The organism is Pseudomonas sp. NPDC089918 (assembly GCF_050280605.1).
GTDB lineage: Bacteria > Pseudomonadota > Gammaproteobacteria > Pseudomonadales > Pseudomonadaceae > Aquipseudomonas.
In genome coordinates, this window is sequence record NZ_JBNNVP010000040.1 from 13,510 (window position 1) to 33,458 (window position 19,949).

Consider the following 19,949-nt stretch of genomic DNA (forward strand, 5'->3'; position numbering starts at 1 on the left):
GAGCGGGGCGACTGAGCCTCGCCCCGTCTAACGGAGTGTTTATGGCAGTCAAAGTCCTGGTGGTGGACGATTCGGGGTTTTTCCGCCGCCGCGTCTCGGAAATTCTTTCAGCGGATTCCAATATCCAGGTCGTCGGTACGGCGACCAACGGCAAAGAGGCGATCGATCAGGCGCTGGCGCTCAAGCCAGACGTGATCACCATGGACTACGAGATGCCGATGATGGATGGCATCACCGCAGTGCGGCACATCATGCAGCGCTGCCCGACCCCGGTGTTGATGTTCTCCTCGCTGACTCACGAAGGCGCGCGGGTTACCCTCGATGCGCTGGACGCTGGTGCGGTGGATTTCCTGCCGAAGAATTTCGAAGACATCTCGCGTAACCCGGAGAAGGTCAAGCAACTGCTGTGCGAGAAGATTCTCAGTATCTCGCGCAGTAACCGTCGTGTCGGCGCCTACAGTGCCCCGGCTCCAGTGGCCGCACCAGCCCCGACGCCTGCGCCTTCGAGCGTCAGCAGCTACGGCAGCAGCAGTGCGCCTGCGCGTCCGGCCCCGGCACCGATTCCGGCTCGCAGCCATGCAGCGACGTCGGCGTCGCCAGCGCCGAAACGCAAAGCTTACAAACTGGTCGCCATCGGTACCTCCACCGGCGGCCCGGTTGCCCTGCAACGGGTACTGACGCAGTTGCCGGCCAACTTCCCGGCACCGATCGTATTGATCCAGCACATGCCGGCAGCCTTCACCAAGGCCTTCGCCGAGCGTCTGGACAAGCTGTGCCGCATCAGCGTCAAGGAAGCCGAGGATGGCGACATCCTGCGTCCGGGCCTGGCGCTGCTGGCGCCGGGTGGCAAGCAGATGATGATCGACGGCCGTGGTGCGGTGAAAATCCTGCCGGGCGATGAACGTCTGAACTACAAGCCTTGCGTGGATATCACCTTCGGTTCCGCGGCCAAATCCTACGGCGACAAAGTTCTGGCGGTGGTACTCACCGGCATGGGCGCCGACGGTCGCGAAGGCGCACGTCTGCTCAAGCAGGGCGGCAGTGCGATCTGGGCTCAGGATGAAGCCAGCTGCGTGATCTACGGCATGCCCATGGCGATCGTCAAAGCCGAGCTCGCGGACGCGGTGTACAGCCTGGACGATATCGGCCGTCACCTGGTCGAGGCGTGTCTCTGATGGATGTACTCAGCCTTATCGGGATCATCATGGCGTTTGTCGCCATCATTGGCGGCAACTACCTTGAAGGCGGTCACCTCGGCGCGTTGGCCAACGGCCCGGCAGCGTTGATCGTACTCGGCGGGACCGTTGGCGCAGCGCTGCTGCAATCACCGATGAGCGCCTTCAAGCGCGCCATGCAGATTCTCGCCTGGATTCTGTTTCCACCGCGTGTGGATCTGGCCGGCGGCATCGATCGCGTCGTGAACTGGAGCCTGACTGCCCGCAAGGAAGGTTTGCTCGGTCTGGAAGGGGTGGCCGACGCCGAGCCCGATAGCTACTCGCGCAAAGGTCTGCAACTGCTGGTGGACGGCGCCGAGCCGGAAGCGATTCGCAGCATTCTGGAAGTGGATTTCTACACCCAGGAAAGCCGTGACATCGAAGCCGCCAAAGTTTTTGAAAGCATGGGCGGCTACGCGCCGACCATTGGCATCATCGGTGCGGTGATGGGCCTGATCCATGTCATGGGCAACCTGGCCGATCCATCGCAGCTGGGCAGCGGCATTGCCGTCGCCTTTGTCGCCACCATCTATGGCGTGGCCAGTGCCAACCTGATCTTGCTGCCGATTGCCGCCAAGCTCAAATCCATCGCGTTGCGACAGTCGCGTTATCGCGAGATGTTGCTGGAAGGGATCCTGTCGATCGCCGAAGGTGAAAACCCTCGCTCTATTGAGTTGAAGCTTCAGGGCTTCATGGATTAAGGGAATAACCTCATGGCTCGTCGTCGGCAACCTGAAGAACACGTAAACCATGAACGCTGGCTCGTTTCATACGCCGACTTCATTACGTTGCTGTTCGCTTTCTTCGTGGTGATGTACTCGATTTCTTCGATCAACGAAGGCAAGTACAAGGTCATTTCCGAGGCGCTGATCGGGGTATTTACCGACTCTGATCGCGCCCTCAAGCCGATCCCGATTGGTGACGAGCGACCGAAGACCGTGACCCCGGCCAAGCCGCTGGTCAAGGACAGCGAACAGATTGACGCTGGCATCGCCCAGGCTGCCAACGATCCGCTCAAAAGCATTGCCGATGACATCAGCGCGGCGTTCGGCGACTTGATCAGTTCCAAGCAGATGACCGTGCGCGGCAATGAGTTGTGGGTCGAGATCGAGCTCAATTCCAGCCTGTTGTTCGGCAGCGGCGATGCGATGCCCAGCGACATCGCCTTCAACATTATCGATAAGGTCGCCGCGATCCTGAGGCCGTTCGACAACCCGATCCACGTCGAAGGCTTTACCGACGATCAGCCGATTCGCACCGCGCAATACCCGACCAACTGGGAACTGTCCTCGGCCCGTTCGGCAAGCATCGTGCGCATGCTGGCGATGCAGGGTGTGAACCCGGGGCGCCTGGCGTCGGTGGGTTATGGCGAGTTCCAGCCGGTGGCCAATAACGCCACCGCCGAAGGCCGGGCGCGCAACCGTCGGGTGGTGTTGGTGGTTTCACGAAATCTCGATGTACGCCGCAGCCTCACGGGTACCGGAACGGCTCATGCACAACCGGATGCCGCGTTGAAGCGGGCTGGCACACAAACTGCACCGGCTCCGGTCAAGTCGCCGGGACGAGAGAGCGCCGTCAATTCTCCGTCACCCGCATTAATACGTTGAGCTATTTCTCGGTCGACCTTTTTGACCGGGAGGAACAATCCGAATGAGAGTCTGGGCAGTCGCCAATCAAAAGGGTGGTGTCGGTAAAACCACTTCCTCCATCGCTTTAGCCGGTTTGCTGGCTGAGGCGGGCAAGCGCGTGGTTGTGGTCGATCTCGACCCCCACGGCTCCATGACCAGCTATTTCGGTTACGACCCCGACAGCCTGGAACACAGCAGCTACGACTTGTTTCTGCACAAGGGCAGTGTGCCGCAAGGCTTGCCCGGTCAGTTGCTGATGCCCACCAGTGACGAACGCATTTCCCTGTTGCCATCGAGCACCGCGCTGGCAACCCTTGAGCGCCAGTCGCCGGGCCAGAGTGGTTTGGGCCTGGTGATCGCCAAGAGCCTGGCGCAGTTGTGGCAGGACTTCGATTACGCGGTGATCGACAGCCCGCCGTTGCTCGGTGTGCTGATGGTCAATGCCTTGGCGGCCAGCCAGCAGTTGGTGATTCCGGTGCAGACCGAACACTTGGCCGTCAAAGGCCTGGAACGCATGGTCAATACCCTGGCGATGATCAACCGTTCGCGCAAACAGGCGCTGCCGTTCAGCATCGTGCCGACCCTGTTCGACCGCCGCACCCAGGCGTCCCTCGGCACCCTTCGCGTGCTGCGCGACAAGTACCCGGAAGAAATCTGGCAAGGCTACATTCCGATCGACACCCGCTTGCGTGACGCGAGCCGGGCAGGGCTGACGCCCTCACAATTCGACGGCAAGAGCCGTGGCGTTCTCGCTTATCGCGCACTGCTCAAGCATCTGCTGGCGGCGCAACTTGTTCCGCAGGTGGCGTGAGATGAACTCAATCCCTGTAGGAGCTGTCGCAGGCTGCGATCTTTTGATCTCGCTTTGTGACATCTTCGAATCCGCCAAACGATCGCAGCCTTCGGCAGCTCCTACGATGGTGTGCGCATGAATCGGCCGGTGAAGATCACCTCGCGTCCGCAACTGGCCCTCCAGTCCTATCTGGACGCATTGCTGCAGGACGCGACCGAAGAGTTGCCGCCAGAAGTGGAGGCGCTGCCCGAGGTTATCGAGGTTATCGAGGTTGAGGCCGCGCTGGATGAGTTCCAGGCTGCCGTGCTTGAAGAGCAGGCCCGTGATGCGCAGAAACCGGCCGTGGCCGCTGCACCCATCGTTGCGCCAGTGGTGAAAGCAGCGGTGGCCGTGATCGAAGCACCGGCACCGATTCTGGCGCCCGTGTCGACGATTGCACCCCTGCTGCAAGCGTTGGTGCCGCCGTTGGTTGAAGTTCATCTGCCGCCAAGCAACACGCCGCCACCGGTGGAAACCGACGGTCGTCCGGCATGGGCTGCCGAGCCCTTCGAATGCCTGTTGTTCGACGTCGCCGGGTTGACCCTGGCGGTGCCACTGGTGTGCCTGGGATCCATTTATTCCCTGGCCGGTCACGAGCTGACGCCGTTGTTCGGCCAGCCGGAATGGTTCCTCGGGATCCTGCCGAGCCAGGCCGGCAACCTGAAAGTGCTGGATACCGCGCGTTGGGTCATGCCGGACCGCTACCGCGATGATTTTCGCCAGGGCCTGCAATACGTTATTTCGGTTCAGGGCTACGAGTGGGGGCTGGCGGTGCATCAGGTCAGCCGCTCATTGCGCCTGGACCCGAACGAAATCAAATGGAGAAGTCATCGAGGTCAGCGGCCATGGCTCGCCGGCACGGTGATTGAGCACATGTGTGCGCTGCTGGACGTTTCTGCCCTGGCCGAGTTGATCGCCAGCGGCGGGGCAAAGCACATGAGCGGCAGCAAGCCACTTCACAAACCGACATAGCTGCCGACATAACAAGTATGCGACGGCATTGTTGAATGCTGCCTACAGAACACACACCGCCAGAAGCGGTTTTTCGAGGGGTCAGGGTATGAGTAGTCAAGCGACGAATGCAAAAGGTTCTGAAGATCCGATCCTGCAATGGGTAACCTTCAAGCTGGACAACGAAACCTACGGCATCAACGTGATGCGCGTTCAGGAAGTCCTGCGCTACACCGAAATCGCCCCGGTCCCGGGTGCTCCGAGCTACGTGCTGGGCATCATCAACCTGCGCGGTAACGTGGTCACCGTGATCGACACCCGTCAGCGCTTCGGCCTGATGAATGCCGAGATCAGCGACAACACCCGTATCGTCATCATCGAAGCCGACAAGCAAGTGGTCGGGATCATGGTCGACAGCGTGGCTGAAGTGGTTTACCTGCGTCAGTCGGAAATCGAGACCGCGCCGAACGTCGGTAACGAAGAGTCCGCCAAGTTCATTCAAGGCGTGTGCAACAAGAACAACGAACTGCTGATCCTGGTCGAGCTGGACAAGATGATGAGCGAAGAAGAATGGTCGGAACTGGAGAGTATCTGATTGATTCTTGAGGTGGCTGTCATTGTCCTGTTCCTTTTATGGGCAGGCACGCTGGCGATGTTCCTGGCGTACATCCGCGCTCAGCGGCAGATCGCCGCGCAACAGGTCGAGGGCGATGCGCTGCGCGATCAGCGCATCAAGGACCTGGCCAAACGCGTCGACGACTACCAGAACGGCAACGTGCGCATGGGTGAAGACCTGCACGAACTGCGCGCCGTCGTCGGGCCGTTGCCGGACAAACTGGCGCAGCTGGAGCAGCGTGATCCGTCGAGCCTTTCATTCGCCCAGGCGGCACGGCTGGTAGGAATGGGCGCGAGCGTCAGTGAGCTGACGCAGTCCTGCGGGTTGACCCAGGCTGAGGCGGAGTTGATGAGCAAGTTGCACAGAAGCTGAGAAGATCAAAAGATCGCAGCCTCGTTTCACTCGACAGCTCCTACAGGGCGTGCACAATGGAGATCGTTCCCACGCAGAGCATGGGAACGATCAGTAGTCATCCCCGCGATCAGTCACATCTTTCTCCACCATCGGCGCATGCGGATCATGCCCCTCGGGAAACTTACCCTTCAAATTCCACGCAAACGCAATGATCTCGGCAATCGTGCGGTACAACTCCTGCGGAATACTCTCCCCCAATTCCATCCGCGCCAGCAATCTCACCAGCTCGGCGTTTTCGTAGATCGGCACTTCGTAATCACGGGCAATCTGCAGAATGGCTTCGGCCAGTTCTTCATCACCTTTGGCCGTGAGGGTAGGGGCGTGGCTGCCGTCGTATTTGAGGGCGATGGCCTGGCGCGGTGCGGTGGATTTGTTCATGCGGTTTCGTCGACCCAGCGTTGTTCGAGGCGGGTTTGAGGGCCTTGTGGCGGTGTGCCGAGGTGGCAATCCAGATCGCCGACGTTCAGGCCTGACGCCAGCAGGCGTTCGCGCAGCCCGGCCAGATTGCTTTCGATCAGGCTCGCGGTGTACGGCCGCTCGGCCCACAACTGACTGGAGAGGCTGCCTTTGATCAGCTGCGCCTGAATCTGCAATGGCCCCAGCGGTTCCATGTCGAACGCCAGATCGACTCGCCACAATTGTTGCTTGGGTTCGTGTTCGTCGCGGCGTTCGTGCGGTTGTTCTTTCTCAGGTGCTTCTTCGCGCTGGAATTTGACCTGCAATGGCACGATGTCCTGCAGGTTGCGCATGGGGATTTCCAGTTGCCAGGTGCTGAGCAGCCGACCGTCGTCGGTGAGGCCGGTCTGTTCCAGGCTCGACAGTTGATGGCTTTGCAGGCGCGAGACAGCCGCTGCTGCCAGGCGCAGCAAATGTTCCAGATCGCCTTCACCGTCCTGACTTTGCAGCAGGCGCTCGGGGAGCGGGAAACTGGTCGGCAACGGTTTGGCGCTGACTTGCCCAAGCATTCCCAAGGCGCTGCGCACGAAGCTGGGCAGCGCTTGCGCCAGTGTATTGGCGGCGATGATCGCGTTGAGATTGGTATTGGCCGGCAGGCCCGGCGTCAGTTGCGCGATCAGCTTGAGCAGGTCGCCCTTCATGTCTGGCGTCAGCGTCGGGTTTTGCCCGGTCAGCAGTTTCGCTTCAAGGAACAGACCGCTGTTGGCCAACGCCTGGGCCAGACCTTTGGGTGTACTCAATTGCTGAACGTCCGGCAGGCCGGCGAGCAATTTGTCTACGGCGGCGCGCAGGTCGCTGGAGGTCTGATCCGATGGCGGCAGGTTTTGCAGGACTTTAAGCAAGCCATCCAGAGAGCCCTGGCGACTTTGCTGGCTGACCAATTGCTGCGTCACCGCCAACTGTTCCTGACGGCTGCTCAACGGGACGAATTTCAGGGTCTGGGTGTCCTGCACCAAGGCGCTCAGCAATGTACCGATGCGCAGTGGCGTCGGGCTGTCGATGCTCAGCGTGCTGCCACTCAGCGCGGTATTGAGCAGGCTCACCATCGAGCGAAACACCGTCGGCTGACCCGGCACCTGCGGCATGACCTGAGAGGTCAGTACTTTGCCTTGCAGCAAGGTGCCGACCGGCAGTTGCGCCGTGTCAATGCGGGTGAGCGTCGCGACGCTGGAGGCGATGGCCTGTTGCACCGTGACCGCCAGGTTGCCCGCCGATGGCTGGGTAATCGCCAGGCTGGTGCCCTGGGGCAACGGCTGAGCGCTGGTGGCCTGGACCGTGGTCTGGCGGCCGCTGTCGAGGGTGACCTTGAGCAACAGTTGAAAGGTCTGATCCGTCTGCTTGAGCGACAGCACTTCAGCCTTGGCGGTTTGCCCAACGGAGATCAGGCCCTCCATCGGCGTCAGCAGCTTGAGTAGATCACCACTCACCACCAGCGGCCGCGAAGTCGCGGGCGTGGTCGGCGGCAGCGGGAGGATGTTCATTTCGCCTGTCATATGCGGTCACAACCTGTGGAAATTGCGCTCTTTAGAGTAGGGCATGGCATGTATAATGCCGCCCGTCTTCGGGGAGTGGCGAAAACATTGCATTTGTTTGACCTGGCTCTCTAGAACAAGCCGCCAATGCATCTATGCTGCATCTCTTTAGCGGCCGCCCTGCCGCCGACTTGAACCGCAAAAGGCCCGTGATCTCTTGACCAGTCCTGTCCTGCAAACCGTTGCCCTTGCCTGTGAGCGAGACCTTCGGCTGCTCTTCGAAAATCTCGAATTGAGACTGGCCAGTGGCGAAATGGTACAGATCAGCGGCCCCAACGGCAGTGGCAAGACCAGTCTTTTACGTCTGCTTTGCGGCTTGATGCATCCGACTGCCGGGCAGGTGCTGCTCAACGGCTTGCCACTGAACGAACAGCGCGGCGAACTGGCGCGCAACCTGTTGTGGATCGGCCATGCCGCCGGCATCAAGGACCTGCTGACCCCTGAGGAAAACCTCAGTTGGCTCTGCGCCTTGCATCAACCGGCCTCCCATGAGGCGATCTGGCAGGCGCTGACGGCGGTGGGGCTGCGCGGTTTCGAGGATGTTCCCTGCCATACCCTGTCTGCCGGCCAGCAACGCCGCGTCGCGTTGGCGCGCTTGTATCTGGACAGCCCGCCGCTTTGGATCCTCGATGAGCCGTTTACCGCGCTCGACAAACAAGGCGTGGCGCAACTCGAAGAACACCTGGCGGCGCACTGCGAACGGGGTGGCATGGTGGTCCTCACCACTCACCACACGCTCACCCGGATGCCGGCCGGCTATCGTGACATTGATTTGGGGAACTGGGCCGTATGAGTGTTTTCGGCCTGTTGGTCGCCCGCGAGGCACGTTTGCTGTTCCGTCGTCCTGCCGAATTGGCGAATCCGCTGGTGTTCTTCGCCATCGTCGTCTCTTTGTTCCCATTGGCGGTGGGCGCCGGGACTCAATTGTTGCAAACCTTGTCCCCGGGGCTGGTCTGGGTGGCAGCACTTTTATCGGTCTTGCTCTCGCTGGACGGGCTCTTTCGCAGTGATTTCGAAGACGGATCGCTTGAGCAGTGGGTCCTTTCGCCGCACCCCCTGCCTATTCTGGTTTTGGCCAAGGTGCTGGCACACTGGGCGTTTTCCGGCCTGGCGCTGGTTTTGCTCGCACCCTTGCTGGCGCTGATGCTTGGTTTGCCTGCCGCCTGTCTGCCGGTGTTGCTGCTTTCTTTATTGCTCGGTACACCGGTGCTGAGCCTGCTCGGTGCGGTGGGCGCGGCGTTGACGGTAGGATTGAAGCGCGGTGGCCTGTTATTGGCGCTGCTGATTCTGCCGCTGTACATCCCGGTGTTGATTCTCGGCAGTGGCGCCTTGCAGGCGGCATTGCAGGGTATGCCGGCGACCGGTTATCTCTTGTGGCTTGGTAGCCTGACCGCCCTGGCGATAACCCTGACACCTTTTGCAATAGCTGCTGGCCTGAAGATCAGCGTCGGCGAATAATGAGGTCTGGTCAAATTTTGATCAGTAAAGACCCTTGGCTCTTCAAAGCGAAGAGCACCCGTGATGGAAACAGCAATGAACTGGACCTGGTTTCATAAGCTCGGCTCGCCCAAATGGTTTTACGGCATCAGTGGCAAACTGCTGCCATGGCTGAGCGTCGCGGCGTTGCTGCTGATTAGCGTCGGCGTGGTTTGGGGGCTGGCCTTCGCGCCTCCGGACTATCAGCAAGGCAACAGCTTTCGCATCATTTACATCCACGTTCCCGCCGCCATGCTGGCGCAGTCCATCTACGTGATGCTGGCCGTGTGCGGCATCGTCGGGCTGGTCTGGAAGATGAAGCTGGCCGACGTCGCCCTGCAATGCGCCGCGCCGATCGGTGCCTGGATGACTGCCGTGGCGCTGGTCACTGGTGCGATCTGGGGCAAACCGACCTGGGGTTCGTGGTGGGTCTGGGATGCGCGACTTACGTCCATGCTTATTCTGCTGTTTCTGTACTTCGGTCTTATTGCGCTGGGCAACGCCATCAGCAATCGTGACAGTGCGGCCAAGGCCTGCGCGGTGCTGGCAATCGTCGGCGTGATCAACATCCCGATCATTAAATACTCGGTGGAGTGGTGGAATACCCTGCACCAGGGCGCGACCTTCACCCTCACCGAAAAACCGGCGATGCCCGCCGAGATGTGGCTGCCGCTGCTGCTGTCGGCGCTGGGTTTCTACTGTTTCTTCGGCGCGGTGCTGTTGCTGCGCATGCGCCTTGAAGTGCTCAAGCGCGAAGCCCGGGCGAGCTGGGTGAAAACCGAAGTGCAGAACAGCCTGGAGGCCGCTCGATGAGTTTCGCTTCATTCGGCGACTTTCTCGCCATGGGCCATCACGGCCTGTATGTCTGGTCAGCCTATGGCATAAGCCTGGCGGTGCTGGCCCTCAACGTGGCGGCGCCGATCCTGGCCCGCAAGCGGTATCTGCAACAAGAGGCGCGTCGTCTGCGCCGGGAGAACGGCAAGTGAATCCGCTGCGTAAAAAGCGTCTTATCATCATTCTCGCGATCCTGGTCGGTGTCGGCGCTGCCGTCGGCCTGGCCCTGAGCGCCCTTCAGCAGAACATCAATCTGTTTTACACCCCGACCCAGATCGCCAACGGCGAAGCCCCGCAAGACACGCGTATCCGCGCGGGCGGTATGGTGGAGAAAGGTTCGCTACAACGTTCCGGCGATTCCCTGGACGTGAAATTCATCGTCACCGACTTCAACAAGTCCGTGACCATCAGCTACCGCGGCATCCTCCCGGACCTGTTCCGCGAAGGGCAGGGCATCGTCGCCCTCGGCAAGCTCAACGCTGACGGCGTGGTGGTGGCTGATGAAGTGCTGGCCAAGCACGACGAGAAGTACATGCCGCCGGAAGTGACCAAGGCGCTGAAAGACAGTGGTCAATCCGCCCCAACACCCGCGAAGGAGGGTTGATCGATGACTTCCGGCATCTTTATCCCTGAACTCGGCCACCTGGCTATGATCCTGGCGCTGTGTTTCGCGCTGGTTCAAGCCGTTGTGCCGTTGCTCGGTGCCTGGCGTGGCGACCGTCTGTGGATGAGCCTGGCTCAGCCCGCAGCATGGGGGCAGTTCGCGTTTCTGTTGTTCGCGTTTGGTTGTCTGACGTATGCCTTCATGGCGGACGACTTCTCCGTCGCTTATGTGGCCAGCAACTCCAACAGCGCCTTGCCGTGGTACTACAAATTCAGCGCCGTCTGGGGCGCTCACGAAGGTTCGTTGCTGCTGTGGGCATTGATCCTCGGCGGCTGGACCTTCGCGGTGTCGGTGTTCTCCCGACAATTGCCGCAAGTGATGCTGGCTCGCGTATTGGCAGTGATGGGCATGATCAGCACCGGCTTTTTGCTGTTCCTGATCCTGACGTCCAACCCGTTCGCCCGAATCCTGCCGCAGATGCCGACGGATGGGCGCGACCTCAATCCCTTGCTGCAAGACATCGGCCTGATCGTTCATCCGCCGATGCTGTACATGGGTTACGTCGGTTTCTCCGTGGCTTTCGCCTTCGCCATTGCCGCGCTGCTGGGCGGTCGTCTCGATGCGGCGTGGGCGCGCTGGTCGCGTCCGTGGACGATCGTCGCCTGGGCCTTCCTCGGTATCGGTATTACGTTGGGCTCCTGGTGGGCCTATTACGAACTCGGCTGGGGCGGCTGGTGGTTCTGGGACCCGGTGGAAAACGCATCCTTCATGCCTTGGCTGGTGGGCACGGCGTTGATTCACTCGTTGGCGGTCACGGAAAAACGTGGCGTGTTCAAGAGCTGGACGGTGTTGCTGGCGATCGCCGCGTTCTCGTTGAGTTTGCTCGGCACCTTCCTCGTGCGCTCCGGCGTGCTGACGTCGGTTCACGCCTTTGCGTCCGACCCTGAGCGCGGCGTATTCATCCTGATCTTCCTGCTGTTTGTGGTCGGCGGTTCGCTGACGCTGTTTGCCCTGCGCGCGCCGGTGGTCAAGAGCCATGTCGGCTTCAACCTCTGGTCCCGGGAAACCCTGCTGCTGGGCAATAACCTGGTGCTGGTGGTGGCCGCTTCGATGATCCTGCTCGGCACCTTGTATCCATTGATCCTCGACGCGATGACCGGCGCCAAACTGTCGGTCGGCCCGCCGTACTTCAACGCGCTGTTCATTCCATTGATGGCGATACTGATGGTGGTGATGGCGGTCGGCATGCTGGTGCGCTGGAAAGACACGCCGATCAAATGGCTGATGAGCATGTTGACCCCGGTGTTGCTCGGCAGCGCTGCGCTGGCCGTCGTGGCGGGTGTCGCTTACGGCGATTTCAACTGGGCGGTGCTGGCGACGTTCATGCTGGCTGCCTGGGTGTTGCTGGCCGGTGTGCGGGATATCTTCGACAAAACGCGTCACAAGGGTTTGATCAAAGGTCTGCCGACCCTGACCCGCAGCTATTGGGGGATGCAGATCGCGCATTTGGGCATTGCCGTATGCGCGCTGGGTGTCGTGTTGTCGAGCCAGAACAGTGCCGAGCGCGATCTGCGCCTGGCACCGGGTGAGTCCATGAGCCTGGCCGGTTATCAGTTTGTGTTCGACGGCGCCAAGCACTTCGAAGGGCCGAACTTCACCTCCGACAAGGGCACCGTGCGGGTGATCCGCGATGGCAAGGAAATCAGTGTGCTGCACCCGGAAAAACGCCTCTACACCGTGCAGAACTCGGTGATGACCGAAGCCGGGATCGACGCAGGTTTCACCCGTGACCTTTACGTCGCGCTGGGCGAGCCGCTCGGCGAGGGCGCCTGGGCGGTTCGGGTACACGTCAAACCGTTCGTGCGCTGGATCTGGTTCGGCGGGTTGCTCACAGGTTTCGGCGGTTTGCTGGCGGCGCTGGATCGTCGTTATCGGGTCAAGGTGAAAAGCCGCGTGCGTGAAGCACTCGGCATGACGGGAGCCACCGCATGAGACGTTGGTTGATGCTGTTGCCACTGGCGATTTTTCTGGTGGTTGCTGTTTTTCTGTATCGGGGGCTGTACCTGAACCCGGCCGAGCTGCCTTCGGCGATGATCAACAAACCGTTCCCTGAGTTTTCGCTGCCCTCGGTGCAGGGTGACAAAACCCTGACCAAAGCGGACATTCTGGGTAAACCGGCATTGGTCAACGTCTGGGGCACCTGGTGCATTTCCTGCCGGGTCGAGCACCCGGTGCTGAACAAATTAGCTCAGCAAGGCGTGGTGATCTACGGCGTCAACTACAAGGACGTCAACACCGATGCCCTGAAGTGGCTGGCCGAGTTCCACAACCCGTATCAATTGGACATCCGGGACGATGCCGGCACCCTGGGCCTGAACCTCGGCGTGTACGGCGCCCCGGAAACTTTCTTCATCGACGCCAAGGGCATCATCCGCGACAAATTCGTCGGCGTGATCGACGAACAAGTCTGGCGCGAAAAACTGGCCGCCAAGTATCAGGCGCTGGTCGACGAGGCCAAGCCATGAAGCGCTGGATTGCCGCCGCCGTGCTGGGTTTGAGCATGGCCGGTGTGGCCCACGCGGCCATCGACACCTATGAGTTCGCCAAAGAAGGCGACCGTGAGCGTTTTCGCGAGCTGACCAAAGAGTTGCGTTGCCCCAAGTGCCAGAATCAGGACATCGCCGATTCCAATGCCCCGATTGCTGCCGACCTGCGCAAAGAGATTTTTCGCATGCTCGGCGAGGGCAAGGACAACCAGCAAATCATCGATTTCATGGTCGACCGCTACGGTGATTTCGTTCGCTACAAACCTGCCCTCAACGCCAAAACCGCACTGCTCTGGTTCGGCCCCGCCGGCCTGCTGCTGGGCGGTTTTGTGATCATCGCCGTGATCGTCCGTCGTCGTCGCGTGCAACGCACTGACAGCCCGGACACGCTTTCTGCCGAGGAGCGCGAGCGCCTCGACCACCTGTTGGATAAAACCAAGAATGATTGATTTCTGGCTCGCTGCAGGCCTGCTGCTTCTGGTTGCCCTGAGTTTTCTGCTGATCCCCGTTCTGCGTGGTCGCCGCGCTCAGCTGGAAGAGGATCGCACGGCACTGAACGTCGCGCTTTATCAGGAGCGCGTGGCTGAGTTGCAGACTCAGCAGGAAGAGGGCGTACTCAACGCCGAACAAATGGACTCCGGCCGCGCGGAAGCTGCCCGTGAACTGCTCGCCGACACCGAAGGCGTCGAGGCGCCGCGCGTGTCGCGTCTGGGCAAGCCGTTGCCATTGCTGGCGGCGATTCTGGTTCCGGTGCTGGGCCTTGGGCTGTACCTGCATTTCGGCGCCAGCGACAAAGTCCAGCTGACCCGCGAATTCGCCCAGGCGCCGCAGTCGATGGAAGAAATGACCCGTCGTCTGGAGCGTGCGGTCGCCGCCCAACCGGACTCGGCCGAGGGCTTGTACTTCCTTGGCCGCACCTACATGGCTCAGGACCGTCCGGGCGATGCGGCGAAGATCTTCGAACGCACCGTGAGCCTGGCCGGTCGTCAGCCGGAACTGCTCGGGCAGTGGGCTCAGGCGCAATATTTCGCCGACGGCAAGAAGTGGTCGGACAAGGTCCAGGCCCTGACCGACGAAGCGCTCAAAGCTGATCCGAAAGAAGTCACCAGCCTCGGTCTGCTGGGCATCGCGGCCTTCGAAGGCGAGCGTTATCAGGACGCCATCGACTATTGGAATCGCCTGCTGGCGCAACTGCCGCCGGATGATAAATCCCGCGTTGCGCTGCAAGGCGGCATTACACGGGCCGCCGAGAAACTCGAAGCCAGTGGTGGCAAGGTTGCCCAAACGCCTGCGGTTAAAGCTGCGGCGCTGCTCAAAGTGCAAGTCGAACTTTCGCCAGAGCTGAAAGCCAAGGTCCTGCCGGGTGACAGCGTGTTCATCTTCGCCCGCGCCATCTCCGGCCCGCCCGCACCGCTGGCCGCCAAGCGTCTGACCGTCGCCGACTTGCCGGCAACCGTCGAACTGGGTGATGCCGACGCCATGATGCCGCAGTTGAAACTGTCGAACTTCCCTGAAGTCCAACTGGTTGCGCGCATCTCCCGCGCTGGCCAACCGACTGCCGGCGAATGGATCGGTCGCAGCCAACCCTTGGCCACCAGCACCACCGCGCAACAAAAACTGATCATCGACAGCCCGGATAAATAACAGGAAGCGCCACCATGACCGCCATCGCTCGTATCACTCTCCTCAGTATGGTTTTGGGGTTAAGCGCCTGTGCGGTCCAGCAGCCCGAGCCCACACGGCTGCCGCCAATCCCGCCTTCGGGGCCAAGCACCAAACCGCCTCCAACCACGGCCCCGAGCAAACCGAGCATCCCGGTCAAACCGTCCAAGCCGATTCCACGCACTTCCGCCAGTTTCGCCCCGCCACCGGGGGGCAACAGCCATTGGGATGCGAAACTCGGCGTTTACGTTCTCGATGATCAGACCAACACCTTCTACCGCCAGCGCACCTACTACCGCTGGAACAACGGCTGGAGCCGCTCGATCAGCCCCAACGGGCCATGGGAAGAGACGGACATCCATGGCGTGCCGGGTGGGTTGGGACGGCAATTCGGGCAGTGAATGGAAACGGCGATCTGAGGATCGCCGTTTTGCTTTTTGGGGGGGGAGGAAGGCGATTAAAGAATGGCTCGATAGTGGGTCAACGCCTTGCTCGACCGAATCAGGCCTTGGCGTAACAGCAGATCAAGATAGGTGCCGACATCCATCGGCGGCAGCTTTAGCTGTTTGCGTTGTCGTTGTGCTGCCGCGACAACCGCTGCCGGGTCCAGGTCAAAGAGGTTATCGACGAATTCGTCAGGATGTTGGGCCTCGATGCCAAAAGGTCCGAGTGTTTCATCGGGAAAGTCTTTCTGATTAAAAGTCAATGACACTGGCGTTGCAGCGTATGGCGGCAGCCAGAACATGTCGGTCATCGATGTCGGGCAGTGTGAGCCCTTCGATCAGCTTTTCGTAACCGGATACGCAAGCATCGGGTATGGCCTGATCCATCAAGTCGGACGTGCGATCCAATTGCTCTGTTGTCAGGTCCGGGCGGTTTTTCAGCAGATTGCGCTTCCATTCGTTGTGTATCTCCAGTGACCATCGTGCCCTGAAACGTCCTGAGAGCGCGAGCCACATCAGAAAGTCTCTTAGGGGGCGTTCTCAATTAGTTTCCCCGCCGCGTTGTCGCCTTAAAGCGGGCTAGGCAAGGCGCAGGCCGCTGGGAATGGTGCTCCCTTTCCAAGGCCTGCAACGCAGGCTGGCCCGCTTTAAGGCACAACCCGAAGGGGCCGGGCCTGCTGTTGTGCAGGGCTGCGTTGCTCGAAGCTTATTTGGAATGACCAAACCACACTTCTCGCGCCTTGCCCTGCACAACAGCAGACCCGGCGCGGCGGGGAAACTAATTGAGAACGCCCCCTAGGGAGCGGGGTAAAGAACACATGCGTCATATACAGCGGTAAAAGGGGAATGCCTCACTCGTATCCTGTCCTTAACGCTTGTGCTTGCTCGGCGAGAAGCGTCATTGCTTGCTCGCTGGCGGTGTCGCGCCGGTTTTTATAGTCCATCAAATCGGCAAAGCGCACACGTCGGTGCTTGCCGGTTTTGTGGTAGGACAACTCGCCGGACTCCAGCAGTTTGATCAGGTGCGGGCGTGAGACATTGAGTAAGTCCGCCGCTTCCTGGGTGGTCAGTTCCGCGTGAACCGGGACGACCTTTACCGCGTTGCCTTCTGCCAATGCAGCCAGGATGTCGACCAGCAATCGAAGGGCTGAAGTGGGCAGTTCGACGCTGTGAGCTTCATTTTGCTCATCGAAAATCTGGATGCGTTGGGTTTCGAACTGAGTCGCGAGATAGGCAGCGAGGGCGCGCTGGCCTTCGATAGCAGCCTGAACTTCGCGCGCCATGGGCAAGTTGATCGGTGGGTGGAGGACTAAGGACATGATGAAATTCCAACATTCTGAGTAGCGATGCTGGAAGGCTATTCGAATCAAGCGAAAATCGCAATAAACGAAACAAGAGCTTGTTTAAGGTTCTTTTGCCAGCAAGGTCTGGACGTAATCGACAAACGCCCGAGCCTCCACACTGGCCAGCTCCGGTCCGATCAAATCAACACCCTGTAAAACAACCGAGCGTCGTGATCCGGATTTTTGTGCTTGAGTAAAAGTAACTCTAGGGTTATTTTTTGTTGGGCCGGAGCAAGGAGGCTGGTGGTGCAGAGCAGGTTATTGATCAAAGAGCTGATAGAGGCGGGCTGGACACTGGACCGGGTCACCGGCAGTCATCACATTTTCACTCACCGTTACAACCCTTACACGATACCCGTTCCTCATCCGAAGAAGGATTTGCCGGTCGGGACGGTCAAAAGCATCAGGAGGCGAGCCGGGCTTTATTGCCCGGGAGCCAGTTTGGCAGGAGATCCATAATGCAATACCCAATCTGTATCGAGTGGGGCGACGAGAACACCGCAATCGGTATTCAGATCCCCGATATTCCTGGTGCCGTAACGGCCGGGGATACGTTTGAAGATGCTTACAACGCGGCAGTCGAAATCGCCCACATCATGCTGCAGGAGATCATGGCAGACGGGGAGTCGATTCCGATGCCGACCTCAGCGGCTGCGCACCGCGAGAATCCGGAATTTGCCGACATGGGTTGGGGAATGCTGGAACTCGACATCTCGCAATATCTGGGCAAGACCGAGAAGGTCAACGTGACACTGCCTGGCTACGTGATCCAGCGCATTGACCGTTATGTGCGAGAGCACAATGTCAAAAGCCGCTCCTCCTTTCTCGCGGATGCGGCGATGGAGAAGCTGGTTCGGCATTGAGGGGTATCAACCGAATCGCCTTCGCGGGCAAGCCTCATACCATTACCCCTAAATGTAGGAGCGAGGCTTGCCCGCGAAGCTTTTAGCGTCCTAAGCCGTTGCCAACGAACGCCTTTGCGAAACACTCAAAAACCGCAACAACGCCAACAACGGAAACGCACTACCCACAATCACGATCCACAACCAGCCGCCATGCTCATACACCGCGCTGGCCACCGAAGAACCAAACGCGCCGCCAATGAAGATGCTGGTCATGTACAGCGCATTCAGACGGCCTCGGCTTTTAGCGTCGAGGGTGTAGACCGCGCGTTGGCCGAGGACCATGTTCATTTGCACGCAGAAATCCAGCACCACCCCCGTCACGGCCAGGCCGATAACGCTGTAGACCGGGTGGATGAAGGCGGGCAGGAAGCTCAGGCTGGCGAATAGCAGGGCCAGCAGCGAGGCGATGCGGGTATGGCCAGCATCGGCCAGTCGACCGGCGATGGGTGCAGCAATCGCGCCGATGGCGCCGACCAGGGCGAAGATCGCGATCTGGGTTTGCGACAAGCCATGATTGCGCGACAGCTCCAGTGGTACTGCAGTCCAGAACAGGCTGAATGTGGCGAACATGCAGGCTTGGTAAAACGCGCGCTGACGCAATACCGGCTGCTGACGCAACAGCGTCCAGAGCGAACCCAACAACTGGCCATAAGAAGCGCTGTGATCAGGCTGGCGCTTGGGAATGGTCAGGGCCAGCACAATGCTGATGGCCGCCATCAATACCGCAGCGATGATGAACATCGCACGCCAGCCGAAGTGGTCGGCTATTACGCTGGATACCGGTCGAGCCAGCAGAATCCCCAGCAGCAAACCACCCATGATGCCGCCGACCACGCGGCCGCGCGATTCTTCCGGCGCCAGGTGGGCGGCCAGTGGAATCAGGATCTGTACCGACACCGAACTGAACCCCACCAGCAACGAGATGAGCAGAAACACGTTCGGCTGATCGGTGAACGCCGCGCCCAGCAAACTGGCAATCGCCACCACGGTGGTAATAATCATCAAGCGGCGGTTTTCCAGCAGATCACCCAACGGCACCAGGAAGAACAGACCCAACGCATAACCAATCTGTGTCAGCGAAACGATCAGGCTGGCCATGGTGTCGGTCAGGCCGATGTCCGGCGCGATCAGGCCGATGATCGGCTGGGCGTAGTAGATGTTGGCCACGATGGCGCCGCAACAGAAGGCAAAGAGCAGCACCATGCCTCGGGTCATTGTCGCGGTACCGAGGGGCACCAGAGTCGCTGGATTCATAAAGGGTCTCGTTGAACAAGAAGGAATGCGCAGAGGCTAATCGGCTGGCTAGAGCGGCGGAAGAGGGAACAGGGTGATAGTAATCATGCCTCTGAAGAATGATTGAGAGAGGCCGTTCATTGGGTCTTCAAGCTCCCACAAAAAAAGGCGACCTTCATAGGTCGCCTTTTCATTGGCCTCAGGAATTACTGACCGCTGTAAATCTGATCAAAAACCCCACCATCATTGAAGTGGGTCTTCTGCACAGTGCGCCAGTCACCAAAGGTCTTCTCCACCGAAAGGAAATCAACCTTCGGGAAGCGATCGGTGTACTTGGCCAATACCGCCGGATCACGCGGACGCAGGTAGTTGGCCGCCGCAATCTCCTGACCTTCCGGCGACCACAGGTACTTCAAATATTCCTCGGCAGCAGCGCGAGTGCCTTTTTTCTCGACCACTTTGTCGACCACGGACACCGGAGGTTCCGCTTCAGCGGAAACACTTGGGTAAATCACTTCAAACTGATCCCGACCAAATTCACGCGCAATCATTTCCGCTTCGTTTTCGAAGGTCACCAGCACGTCGCCGATCTGGTTGGTCATGAACGTTGTAGTCGCTGCACGGCCACCGGTATCCAGCACTGGCGCTTGCTTGAACAGTTTGCCGACGAAGGCTTTGGCCTTGTTCTCGTCACCGCCGTTCTTCAGCACATAGCCCCAGGCCGAGAGGTAGGTATAGCGGCCGTTGCCCGAGGTTTTCGGGTTGGGGACGATCACTTGCACGCCGTCCTTGAGCAGATCTGGCCAGTCTTTCAATGCTTTCGGGTTGCCTTTGCGCACGATGAACACTGTGGCCGAGGTGAATGGCGCGCTGTTGTTTGGCAGGCGCGTGACCCAGTTGTCCGGGACCAGTTTGCCGTTGTCCGCCAAGGCGTTGATGTCGGTGGCCATGTTCATGGTGATGACGTCAGCCGGCAGGCCATCGATCACTGAGCGCGCCTGCTTGCTGGAACCGCCGAAGGACATTTGCAGTGTGATGTTTTCGTTGTGCTCGGCTTGCCAGTGTTTCTGGAAGGCAGCGTTGTAGTCCTTGTAGAAATCTCGCATCACGTCGTAGGAAACGTTAAGCAGGGTCGGTGCAGCCTGTGCCACGCTGCCCAAGGCCAGGCCCGCGGCCAGAAGTGAGGCGCCAAAGAGTTTTTTCACTGCGCATTCCTTGTTTTATCAAACATGTTCTATGGAAAGTGTTGGCAATTTGCCA

24 protein-coding genes and 1 pseudogene are annotated in these 19,949 nt (G+C 59.9%); 19 read left to right on the forward strand and 6 right to left on the reverse strand.

The annotated features are described in order from the left end of the window. The first annotated feature begins 41 nt into the window (after positions 1 to 41). The 7 genes from ACQKPC_RS23720 (at position 42) to ACQKPC_RS23750 (ending at position 5,613) form a co-directional block, all read left to right on the forward strand. The gene (locus ACQKPC_RS23720; RefSeq protein WP_427626699.1) at positions 42 to 1,175 is read left to right on the forward strand and encodes a protein-glutamate methylesterase/protein-glutamine glutaminase; all 1,134 of its coding nucleotides are present in this window, start codon (positions 42 to 44) and stop codon (positions 1,173 to 1,175) included. Continuing rightward, positions 1,175 to 1,915 (forward strand): flagellar motor protein, encoded by a 741-nt coding sequence (locus ACQKPC_RS23725; RefSeq protein WP_427626701.1) that lies wholly within the window; start codon positions 1,175 to 1,177, stop codon positions 1,913 to 1,915. Before ACQKPC_RS23720 ends, ACQKPC_RS23725 begins: the two co-directional genes overlap by 1 nt. A gap of 12 nt (positions 1,916 to 1,927) precedes the next feature. Continuing rightward, positions 1,928 to 2,821, forward strand: a complete 894-nt coding sequence (gene motD, locus ACQKPC_RS23730; protein ID WP_427626703.1) for a flagellar motor protein MotD — start codon at positions 1,928 to 1,930, stop codon at positions 2,819 to 2,821. 43 nt (positions 2,822 to 2,864) lie between these two features. After that, positions 2,865 to 3,653, forward strand: coding sequence for a ParA family protein (locus ACQKPC_RS23735; protein WP_030130563.1), 789 nt, complete (start codon positions 2,865 to 2,867; stop codon positions 3,651 to 3,653). Positions 3,654 to 3,770: 117 nt separating this feature from the next. Continuing rightward, positions 3,771 to 4,646, forward strand: coding sequence for a CheW domain-containing protein (locus ACQKPC_RS23740; protein ID WP_427626705.1), 876 nt, complete (start codon positions 3,771 to 3,773; stop codon positions 4,644 to 4,646). Positions 4,647 to 4,734: 88 nt separating this feature from the next. Continuing rightward, a complete protein-coding gene (locus tag ACQKPC_RS23745) occupies positions 4,735 to 5,220 on the forward strand; it encodes a chemotaxis protein CheW (protein WP_008072653.1) in 486 nt (161 codons plus the stop codon). Further along, complete coding sequence (locus ACQKPC_RS23750) at positions 5,221 to 5,613, forward strand: DUF2802 domain-containing protein (RefSeq protein WP_427626708.1); 393 nt, start codon at positions 5,221 to 5,223, stop codon at positions 5,611 to 5,613. It abuts the gene before it with no gap. A gap of 90 nt (positions 5,614 to 5,703) precedes the next feature. On the opposite strand, the gene ACQKPC_RS23755 is transcribed toward ACQKPC_RS23750, so the two are convergent. Then, positions 5,704 to 6,033 carry an EscU/YscU/HrcU family type III secretion system export apparatus switch protein gene (locus ACQKPC_RS23755; RefSeq protein ID WP_427626710.1) on the reverse strand — a complete coding sequence of 110 codons (330 nt, stop codon included), beginning with the start codon at positions 6,031 to 6,033 and terminating at the stop codon, positions 5,704 to 5,706. Next, positions 6,030 to 7,604, reverse strand: a complete 1,575-nt coding sequence (locus ACQKPC_RS23760) for a flagellar hook-length control protein FliK (RefSeq protein ID WP_427626711.1) — start codon at positions 7,602 to 7,604, stop codon at positions 6,030 to 6,032. Before ACQKPC_RS23760 ends, ACQKPC_RS23755 begins: the two co-directional genes overlap by 4 nt. Before the next feature lie 196 nt (positions 7,605 to 7,800). Between ACQKPC_RS23760 and ccmA the strand changes: the two genes are divergently transcribed. The 10 genes from ccmA to ACQKPC_RS23810 all read left to right on the forward strand — a co-directional run bounded on the left by ccmA (position 7,801) and on the right by ACQKPC_RS23810 (position 15,166). After that, positions 7,801 to 8,436, forward strand: a complete 636-nt coding sequence (ccmA, locus tag ACQKPC_RS23765) for a cytochrome c biogenesis heme-transporting ATPase CcmA (protein ID WP_427626713.1) — start codon at positions 7,801 to 7,803, stop codon at positions 8,434 to 8,436. Continuing rightward, a complete protein-coding gene (gene ccmB, locus ACQKPC_RS23770) occupies positions 8,433 to 9,101 on the forward strand; it encodes a heme exporter protein CcmB (RefSeq protein WP_427626715.1) in 669 nt (222 codons plus the stop codon). The genes ccmA and ccmB overlap by 4 nt, the downstream gene beginning before the upstream one ends. A gap of 75 nt (positions 9,102 to 9,176) precedes the next feature. Next, positions 9,177 to 9,932, forward strand: a complete 756-nt coding sequence (locus tag ACQKPC_RS23775) for a heme ABC transporter permease (RefSeq protein ID WP_063342926.1) — start codon at positions 9,177 to 9,179, stop codon at positions 9,930 to 9,932. Then, complete coding sequence (ccmD, locus tag ACQKPC_RS23780; RefSeq protein ID WP_007894243.1) at positions 9,929 to 10,105, forward strand: heme exporter protein CcmD; 177 nt, start codon at positions 9,929 to 9,931, stop codon at positions 10,103 to 10,105. Before ACQKPC_RS23775 ends, ccmD begins: the two co-directional genes overlap by 4 nt. Continuing rightward, positions 10,102 to 10,557, forward strand: a complete 456-nt coding sequence (gene ccmE, locus ACQKPC_RS23785) for a cytochrome c maturation protein CcmE (RefSeq protein ID WP_008026817.1) — start codon at positions 10,102 to 10,104, stop codon at positions 10,555 to 10,557. The genes ccmD and ccmE overlap by 4 nt, the downstream gene beginning before the upstream one ends. Before the next feature lie 3 nt (positions 10,558 to 10,560). Further along, entirely contained in the window at positions 10,561 to 12,549 is a 1,989-nt protein-coding gene (locus ACQKPC_RS23790) for a heme lyase CcmF/NrfE family subunit (protein ID WP_427626718.1), read from the forward strand. Beyond that, the gene (locus ACQKPC_RS23795) at positions 12,546 to 13,082 is read left to right on the forward strand and encodes a DsbE family thiol:disulfide interchange protein (protein ID WP_427626720.1); all 537 of its coding nucleotides are present in this window, start codon (positions 12,546 to 12,548) and stop codon (positions 13,080 to 13,082) included. Before ACQKPC_RS23790 ends, ACQKPC_RS23795 begins: the two co-directional genes overlap by 4 nt. After that, entirely contained in the window at positions 13,079 to 13,552 is a 474-nt protein-coding gene (locus ACQKPC_RS23800) for a cytochrome c-type biogenesis protein (protein ID WP_007894247.1), read from the forward strand. The genes ACQKPC_RS23795 and ACQKPC_RS23800 overlap by 4 nt, the downstream gene beginning before the upstream one ends. Beyond that, on the forward strand, positions 13,545 to 14,747 hold the full coding sequence (gene ccmI, locus ACQKPC_RS23805; protein WP_427626723.1) for a c-type cytochrome biogenesis protein CcmI: 1,203 nt from the start codon (positions 13,545 to 13,547) through the stop codon (positions 14,745 to 14,747). Before ACQKPC_RS23800 ends, ccmI begins: the two co-directional genes overlap by 8 nt. A 14-nt stretch (positions 14,748 to 14,761) precedes the next feature. Next, a complete protein-coding gene (locus tag ACQKPC_RS23810) occupies positions 14,762 to 15,166 on the forward strand; it encodes a hypothetical protein (protein WP_008073026.1) in 405 nt (134 codons plus the stop codon). A gap of 56 nt (positions 15,167 to 15,222) precedes the next feature. On the opposite strand, the pseudogene ACQKPC_RS23815 reads toward ACQKPC_RS23810, so the two are convergent. Continuing rightward, positions 15,223 to 15,742, reverse strand: a pseudogene (locus ACQKPC_RS23815) (PIN domain-containing protein); the annotation flags it as partial. 317 nt (positions 15,743 to 16,059) lie between these two features. Further along, on the reverse strand, positions 16,060 to 16,527 hold the full coding sequence (locus tag ACQKPC_RS23820; protein ID WP_192345737.1) for a helix-turn-helix domain-containing protein: 468 nt from the start codon (positions 16,525 to 16,527) through the stop codon (positions 16,060 to 16,062). Positions 16,528 to 16,797: 270 nt separating this feature from the next. On the opposite strand from ACQKPC_RS23820, the gene ACQKPC_RS23825 reads away from it, so the two are divergent. Then, positions 16,798 to 17,010, forward strand: a complete 213-nt coding sequence (locus tag ACQKPC_RS23825; RefSeq protein WP_427626725.1) for a type II toxin-antitoxin system HicA family toxin — start codon at positions 16,798 to 16,800, stop codon at positions 17,008 to 17,010. After that, positions 17,010 to 17,414: a type II toxin-antitoxin system HicB family antitoxin gene (locus tag ACQKPC_RS23830; RefSeq protein WP_007894254.1), complete on the forward strand. Its 405-nt coding sequence runs from the start codon at positions 17,010 to 17,012 to the stop codon at positions 17,412 to 17,414. Before ACQKPC_RS23825 ends, ACQKPC_RS23830 begins: the two co-directional genes overlap by 1 nt. 90 nt (positions 17,415 to 17,504) lie before the next feature. Here ACQKPC_RS23830 and ACQKPC_RS23835 read toward each other — a convergent pair whose 3' ends face one another. Together ACQKPC_RS23835 and ACQKPC_RS23840 are read right to left on the reverse strand one after the other, a co-directional pair. Next, entirely contained in the window at positions 17,505 to 18,710 is a 1,206-nt protein-coding gene (locus ACQKPC_RS23835; RefSeq protein ID WP_063342933.1) for an MFS transporter, read from the reverse strand. Positions 18,711 to 18,895: 185 nt separating this feature from the next. Beyond that, complete coding sequence (locus ACQKPC_RS23840) at positions 18,896 to 19,894, reverse strand: sulfate ABC transporter substrate-binding protein (protein WP_008073033.1); 999 nt, start codon at positions 19,892 to 19,894, stop codon at positions 18,896 to 18,898. Between the last annotated feature and the right edge of the window lie 55 nt (positions 19,895 to 19,949).